Origin of the sequence: Tepidimonas thermarum (assembly GCF_007556705.1) — a bacterium.
Lineage (GTDB): Bacteria > Pseudomonadota > Gammaproteobacteria > Burkholderiales > Burkholderiaceae_C > Tepidimonas > Tepidimonas thermarum.
Map to the genome: position 1 here is coordinate 20,588 of NZ_VJOL01000035.1, position 6,985 is coordinate 27,572.

The window sequence follows — 6,985 nt, forward strand, 5'->3', positions numbered from 1 at the left end:
GGGGGGCGCGCCATGCGGCGCGCAGCCGTTGCCGATCAGGCCTCGGCCAGCTCGGCCTGCGCTTGTGGCGCGGGGGTGCGGATCAGGTAGTCGAACGCCGACAGCGCGGCTTTGGCCCCTTCGCCTGCGGCAATGACGATTTGCTTGTACGGCACGGTGGTGCAGTCGCCCGCCGCCAACACCCCGGGCACGTTGGTGTGCCCCTTGGCGTCCACGACGATTTCGCCAAAACGGTTGCGCTCCACCACGCCGTCGAGCCATTCGGTGTTGGGCACCAGGCCGATTTGCACGAACACCCCTTCCAGCGGCAGCGCGTGCTCGGCGCCGCTGGCACGGTCGCGCCAGCGCAGGCCCGTCACCTTCTGGCCATCGCCCTCCACCGCCAAGGTTTGCGCCTGGGTCAGCACGGTGACATTGGGCAGGCTCTTGAGCTTGCTCACCAGCACCGCGTCGGCCTTGAGCTGATCGGCAAACTCCAGCAGCGTCACATGGGCAACGATCCCGGCCAAGTCGATGGCCGCCTCGACCCCGGAATTGCCCCCGCCGATCACCGCCACGCGCTTGCCCTTGAACAGCGGCCCGTCGCAGTGCGGGCAGTAGGCCACGCCTCGGTTTTTGTACTCGGCCTCGCCCGGCACGTTCAGGTTGCGCCAGCGCGCCCCGGTGGCCAGGATCACGCTGCGCGCGCGCAGCGTCGCCCCACCGGCCAGCTGCACGCCGACCCAGCCGCCCGGCACCGATGCCGGCTGCAACGCCTGCACCGTCTGGCCGTTGACGACGTCCACCTCGTAGTGGCGCACCTGGGCTTCCAGGGCTGCGGCAAACCTGGGTCCGTCGGTCTCCAGCACCGAGATGTAGTTCTCGATGGCCAACGTGTCGTTGACCTGGCCGCCCAGGCGCTGCGCCACCAGGCCCGTGCGGATGCCTTTGCGCGCGGCATAGACCGCTGCCGCCGCCCCGGCCGGCCCACCGCCGACGATGAGCACATCGTAGGGCGCGCGCTGCGCGAGTTCGGCCGCTGCGCGCGCCGCCGCCCCGGTGTCGAGCTTGGCCACGATGTCCTCGAGCGACTGACGGCCCGAGGCAAACACCTCGCCATTGAGCAGCACCAGCGGCACCGCCATCACGTTGCGCTGCTCCACCTCGGCTGGGAACAGCGCGCCGTCGATGATCGTGGTGTGCACGCGCGGGTTGACGATGGCCATCAGGCTCAGCGCCTGCACCACGTCCGGGCAGTTGTGGCACGACAGCGACATGTACACCTCGAAGCGGTACTCGCCTGGCAGCGCGCGCAACTGCTGCAGCAGCTGCGGCGCGACCTTGGGCGGATGGCCGCCGCTCCACAGCAACGCCAGCACCAGCGAGGAAAACTCGTGCCCGAGCGGAATCGCGGCAAAGGTCAGGTCTTGTTCGCCATCCGCGCGGCGGATCGCAAACGAGGGGCGGCGCGCGTCGGTGCCGTCGGTGCGCACGCGGATCTTGCCCTCCGAGAGCTCGGCGATGGTGTGCAGCAGTGCGTTCAGCTCGCGGGCGCTGGCCGAGTCATCCAGCGAGGCCACCAGCTCGATCGGCTGGCGGACGTGCGCCAGATAGGCTTGCAACTGGGATTTCAGGGCGTCATCGAGCATGGGTTACTCCAAAACGTCAACGGGATGAACCGGGCAGCGTCCGACCCGGCATGACCGGGACGAACACCCCCAACGCCCCGCGCACGGCGGGACGGGCGATGGGTGCGACCGTCAGCAGGCCGCGCCGGTACGGGACGTCAGGCGATCAGATCTTGCCGACCAGGTCCAGCGACGGGGCGATGGTCTTGGCGCCCTCGTTCCACTTGGCGGGGCAGACTTCACCCGGGTGCTCGGCCACGTACTTGGCGGCTTTGAGCTTGCGCAACGTTTCCTTGACGTCGCGCGCGATCGCGTTGTCGTGGATTTCGGCGGTCTTGATGACGCCCTCCGGGTTGACCACGAAGGTGCCGCGCAGGGCCAGCCCTTCTTCCTCGATGTGCACGCCAAAGGCGCGCGTGAGCTGGTGCGTCGGGTCGCCCACCAGCGGGAAGCGGGCCTTGCCCACGGCCGGGCTGGTCTCGTGCCACACCTTGTGCGAGAAGTGCGTGTCGGTGGTGATCACGTACACCTCGGCGCCCAGTTTTTGGAACTCGGCGTAGTTGTCGGCCGCATCCTCGACCTCGGTCGGGCAGTTGAAGGTGAACGCCGCCGGCATGAAGATCAACACCGACCAGTGGCCCTTGAGGGACTGTTCGGTGATCTCGACAAACTTGCCGTTGTGGAACGCTTGGGCCTTGAAGGCTGGCACTTGGGTGTTGATGATCGACATGGAAGGTTCCTTTCGGTTGGGTTGAAAAAACGGGAACACGCTCCCGAACGCCGCTGCACCGCCTGGGCGGTGCCCCGCGATCGGGCGACAGGGCAAATGATAGCCCAAAACAATCATAACTAACGATTGATAGTCTTTATACGATGGATAGCTTACCATCGTATTTTTGTTGCGAACGGTTCTCATTTGTGTTTATACTTCGTGCCTGTCCAGTGTACCCAAGAGAGCCTTGCCACGATGAACACCACCCGCCCCACCCCTTACCACCCCTGCGTTGACAGCACCACGCCGGCGGCGCCCACACCGATCGGCGCCTGGCCGCTGGGCGCGTTGCTGCTTGCCACCAGCCTGCACGCCGCCGCGCAAGCCGTCGGCGCCGACGCGCAGGCCGCGGCCGGCACCCTCGACACGGTCACCGTGCGCGGCGCCGGTGACCCCCCGGAAATCCGCAGCAAACAAACCCTGCGCGCCACCGACACCCGCCTAGGCAAAGGGCAGCAGGCGCTGCGCGACATCCCCCAAAGCCTCACCGTCATGACCGAGCGGCTGCTCGACGACCGCAACCTGGACGACTTCCGCGAGGTGCTCAAGGCCACCGCGGGCGTGACCTTCCAGGCCGGCGAAACCGGCGAGGAAGACGTGCGCCTGCGCGGCTTTTCGCTCGGGCAGGCAGGCGACGTCTTCCGCGACGGTCTGCGCGACGCGCCGCTCATCACGCGCGACACCTTTGCGACCGATCGGGTCGAGGTGCTCAAAGGATCGGCGTCGATGCTGTTCGGCAAAGGCTCCACCGGCGGCGTCGTCAACCAAGTGACCAAACAGCCTTTCCTGATGGAACGCTACGAGGCCGAGCTGGCGGTGGGCAGTGGCAACCACAAGCGCGCCCAGGTCGACCTGAACAAGCCGCTCGGCCCCAGCAGCGCGGTGCGCCTCAACGCCATGGTGCAGGACAGTGACCAATGGGGCGCCAAGGACGACCGCCGCGGACTCGCCGCCAGCTGGCGCACCGGCATCGGTGGGCGCGACGAATTCCAGCTCGACCTCTACCACCTGCAAACCGACGCCCGACCCAACTACAACCACCCCTGGCTGCTGACCGGCACCGACACCAGCCCACGGCGCACCATCGTGCCGGTGCTGCCCGCCCGCAACTACTACGGGCTGGCCAGCGATTACCAAGAAACCGAACAGACTGCCGTCACGCTGACGCACACGCACCGCTTCGGGCCCCAGGAGGAGCTGCGCACGACGCTGCGCCACGGCCGCTACACGCGCGACCTGTGGGCCAGCGTCATCCGCTTCGCCGCGGCGGCGCAGCAGCCCGACGGTCAAGCGGTGACGCTGGCCAACCCGCCGACCGCCGCCACCGTGCTCACCCGCACCCCCAAGGGCCGCTACGGGCAAAGCGACATCACGCAGCTGCAAAGCGACTACAGCACCCGCTTGCGCACAGGGACGCTCGAGCACCACCTGACCGCCGGGGTCGATGTGACGGTCGAGGACGCACGCCGCAACAACAACTTCCCTGGCCCGGCATCGGGTCTGCTCACCACGGTGGGCACCCCCAACGATGGGGCCTGGCGCGCCGACAGCCGGGGCGCGCCACCGCTCAACACCTTCGACGCCGACAGCCTGGGCCTGTACGCCCAGGACGTGGTGACGCTCACGCCGCATTGGAAGCTGGTGGGCGGCCTGCGCTTCGACCGCTTCCGCGCCACCTACCGCGACACCGCGGGCAACACCGGCACGATGTCAGAAAACCTCTGGAGCCCGCGGGTGGGTGCGATCTACCAACCCAGCGAGAGCGCGTCGTACTACGTGTCGTTGGGCCAGTCGTACAACACCTCGGGCGACACCTACCAGTTTGCGCTGGGCACGTTCGCACCGGGCAGCAACAACGCCAAACTGGCCAACACCCCGCCCGAGAAGAGCCGCAACGCCGAAATCGGCGCCAAGTGGGAGCTGTTCGAGCAACGCGCCAGCCTCAACGTCGCGCTGTTCCGCTCGGAAAAGTACAACGAGCGCAACACCGACCCCGACAGCGCCGCACAGCAGATGCTGCTGTCTGGCAAGCGCCACGCCACGGGGGTCGAAATCAACGCCGCCGGCCGCCTGACGCCGAAGTGGGAGGTGTTCTACAACCACACCTGGATACCGAGCGCGCGCATCGACCGCAGCAACCAGGCCCTGTCGGCCAACGGTACCGGGGCCCAGGTGCAGGGCGACCGCCCGGCGCTCACCCCCCGCCACAGCCTCAGCGCATGGACCACGTACCGCGTCGCGCCCCAGTGGCGCCTGGGGTTGGGCCTGACGCACCGCGGGGCGCAAAACCCCGAGGGGCAGCGCACCATTGTCGCCCCTGGGTTTACCGTCTGGGATGGCATGGTCGAGTACACGGTCGATGAGCGCACCACGGTCAAACTCAACGTGAGCAACCTGACCGACAAGCGCTACGCCGACGCGCTCTACCGCGGGTTCTACACCCCCGGCGCCCCGCGCAAGGTGATGCTCAGCGTCAAAACCGTGTTTTGAGGCTTGGCCATGCTGGTACACCTCAAAGGCGTGCTCACGCCAGAGGAAGTCGCCACAGCGCGATCGCTGCTGGCCGACGAATCGCTCTGGCGCGACGGCCGCACCAGCGCCGGCGCGCAGGCCGCGGTGGTCAAGCACAACGAACAGCTCGCCCAGGACAGCGTGGCCGCCCGCCGCCTGCAGGCCCTGGTGGCGGCGGCGGTGCGGCGGGATCCGCTGTTTTTCTCGGCGGCGCTGCCGCGGCGCCTGTTCAACCCGCTGTTCAACCGCTACCGCCCCGAAGCCCCGGCCTACGGCCCGCACGTCGATGGTGCCGTGCTGCACTCGCGCGCCGACGACCAATGGGTGCGCACCGACCTGTCGTGCACCGTCTTTTTGAGCGACCCGCAGGACTACGACGGTGGCGAGCTGACCATCCACGACACCTACGGCACGCACCGCCTCAAGCTGCCGGCAGGCGATGCGGTTCTCTACCCGGGCACCAGCGTCCACGAGGTCACCCCCGTGACGCGTGGCGTGCGGTTGGCGAGCTTTTTTTGGATCGAAAGCATGGTGCGCCACGAGACCCAGCGGCGGCTGCTGTTCGAGCTGGACATGAACCTGTTGCAGCTGCGCCAGCAGGTGGGCGAAACCGCGCAGACCCTCGCCCTGACTGGCGTCTACCACAACCTGCTGCGCCTGTGGGCCACGCCATGACCGCCAGCCCCCCGGACACCCCCATCGCCCCAGCCGCAGCGCCCGCTGTGGCACCCGCCGCGCGCGCCTATTTCGAAGGCGGTGCCGCTGACGAGGTGACGTTGCGCGCCAACGTGGCCGCGTGGCGCGCCATCGGTCTGCGCCCGCGCGTGCTCGCCACGCCGCGCGCGGTGGACACCCAGGTCACGCTGGTGGGCCGGCGCTGGCCCACCCCGTGGCTCGCGGCCCCGATGGCGCACCTGGCACTAGCCCACCCCCAAGCCGAGTTGGGCCTGGCCATGGCCTGCGCTGCCCAAGGCGCCGGCATGGTGCTGTCGACCCAGGCGACCACGGCGCTGGAGGCGGTGGCGCGGGCCGTCCTGGCCACGCCCCAGCGCGGACCGCTGTGGTTTCAGCTCTACCCCTACGGCACCCGCGCCGACTGGCTGCGCCTGATCGAACGTGCGCAGGCGGCAGGTTACGAGGCGATCGTGCTGACCGTCGATGCGCCCCTGCAGTGGCCCAGCGACCGCGAGCGCACCGCCGGCTTTGGGCTGCCGCGCGATTGGCCACAGCCCAACCTGCCCGCACCGCCGACACGCGGGACGCTGTCGGACTTGCTGGCGGCCGCGCCCGATTGGGACGACATCGAATGGCTGCGCGCGCACTGCCCGCTGCCGCTGCTGCTCAAAGGCATCACGCACCCCGCGGACGCGCAACGTGCCGCCGAGCTGTGCGACGGCATCGTCGTCTCCAACCATGGGGGGCGCGTGCTCGACGGCTTGCCCGCCACGGCGGCGCTGTTGCCGGCCGTGCGCGCGGCGGTCCAGGGCCGCTGCCCGGTGCTGGTCGATGGCGGCCTGCGGCGGGGGCTCGACGCCCTCAAGGCGCTGGCGCTGGGCGCAGACGCCGTGCTCGTCGGACGGCCGCTGATCGCCGCGCTGGCCGACGATGGCGCGCGCACCGTGGCCGCATTGTGGCGGCACTGGCTCGACGAGCTGCGTGGCGCGATGGCGCTGTGCGGCGCGCCCAGCCTCGACGCGCTCACCCCGCAACTGCTGTGCCGCGTCCCGACCGACGGGGACGTGCCCTGTCTATGATCGGCGCTGCGGTGCTGTTGGCCAGCCTTGCGCTCGTGGGGTTGGCTGCGCTCTGGATTTTCAAGGCATGACCTTCGCTGACATCGACCCCTCACCCCCCCAACCCGCCCCCCCCGGCGCGGGCCGACCGGTTGCGGATCGCCGGCGCGTGTGGGCCGTGCTGGCCACGGTGCTGACCGGCCACGCCGTGGCGGTGTGGGCGTTGGAAGGCGTGCGCACGCGACCAGCCCTACCGCCCCCCGAGCGTGGCATCCTGCAGGTGGCGTTTGCGCTCGTCCCGCTGGAGGCCAGTGCCCCCGGCGAGACGGCCGAGCGCTGGGGCTACGCCGGCTCCGACGGGC

Annotated in this window: 5 protein-coding genes and 1 pseudogene; 4 read left to right on the forward strand and 2 right to left on the reverse strand. The window is 69.3% G+C overall.

Annotation, left to right across the window (positions count from 1 at the left end; genetic code table 11):
• Positions 1 to 35: 35 nt before the first annotated feature.
• Together ahpF and ahpC are read right to left on the reverse strand one after the other, a co-directional pair.
• The gene (gene ahpF, locus Tther_RS09130; protein WP_143903112.1) at positions 36 to 1,628 is read right to left on the reverse strand and encodes an alkyl hydroperoxide reductase subunit F; all 1,593 of its coding nucleotides are present in this window, start codon (positions 1,626 to 1,628) and stop codon (positions 36 to 38) included.
• Between the two features lie 145 nt (positions 1,629 to 1,773).
• A complete protein-coding gene (gene ahpC / locus Tther_RS09135) occupies positions 1,774 to 2,337 on the reverse strand; it encodes an alkyl hydroperoxide reductase subunit C (RefSeq protein WP_143903114.1) in 564 nt (187 codons plus the stop codon).
• 237 nt (positions 2,338 to 2,574) lie between these two features.
• On the opposite strand from ahpC, the gene Tther_RS09140 reads away from it, so the two are divergent.
• The 4 genes and pseudogenes from Tther_RS09140 to Tther_RS09155 all read left to right on the forward strand — a co-directional run.
• On the forward strand, positions 2,575 to 4,869 hold the full coding sequence (locus Tther_RS09140; RefSeq protein ID WP_143903116.1) for a TonB-dependent receptor: 2,295 nt from the start codon (positions 2,575 to 2,577) through the stop codon (positions 4,867 to 4,869).
• 9 nt (positions 4,870 to 4,878) lie between these two features.
• Entirely contained in the window at positions 4,879 to 5,565 is a 687-nt protein-coding gene (locus Tther_RS09145) for a Fe2+-dependent dioxygenase (RefSeq protein WP_143903118.1), read from the forward strand.
• On the forward strand, positions 5,562 to 6,644 hold the full coding sequence (locus Tther_RS09150; RefSeq protein WP_143903120.1) for an alpha-hydroxy acid oxidase: 1,083 nt from the start codon (positions 5,562 to 5,564) through the stop codon (positions 6,642 to 6,644). Before Tther_RS09145 ends, Tther_RS09150 begins: the two co-directional genes overlap by 4 nt.
• A 67-nt stretch (positions 6,645 to 6,711) precedes the next feature.
• Positions 6,712 to 6,985, forward strand: a pseudogene (locus Tther_RS09155) (hypothetical protein); the annotation flags it as partial.